The organism is Streptococcus oralis (assembly GCF_004127215.1).
Lineage (GTDB): Bacteria > Bacillota > Bacilli > Lactobacillales > Streptococcaceae > Streptococcus > Streptococcus oralis_BD.
The window spans coordinates 1-393 of record NZ_QEWJ01000144.1 but is presented as its reverse complement, the minus strand read 5'-3'; the positions used below and the strand labels follow the sequence as shown (position 1 = coordinate 393).

The following is a 393-nucleotide window of genomic DNA, read 5'->3' as shown; positions in this document are numbered from 1 at the left end:
CTACACCAAAGTCTAATCCTGGAATTGGCACAACACTCATCCCTGAAGATAATAAAGATTTTTTCTTAACAACAGCTTTAGCTTTTTCTCTACGTTGTGCAATTTCTTCTTCATTTTTAGGTAAGATATCTTTTTCGTTAATTTCTTCTATATCTAAGACCTTTTTACCAACTTTATCAGTAACTCCATTTGTAATTTTATTAATAATACCCACTTACTGACTCACCTTTCGTTTTTCATAATATTTTCAATATACATTTAATACCCTATTTCAGTACTTTAATGCTTAATATTTATGAATACAGCTTTTAAATATTTAGAAGGTTTATAATGTGGATGTGTTTTAAAGTCTTTTGGTAATCCCATGACTTCTTCTATTTCATATTCTACGTT

1 protein-coding gene is annotated in these 393 nt (G+C 28.2%); it reads right to left on the bottom strand.

Features of this window, described 5'->3' with window-relative positions:
- A partial coding sequence (locus DF216_RS10710; protein ID WP_346427540.1) for a hypothetical protein occupies positions 1-214 on the bottom strand: 214 nt, incomplete at its 3' end.
- Between the last annotated feature and the right edge of the window lie 179 nt (positions 215-393).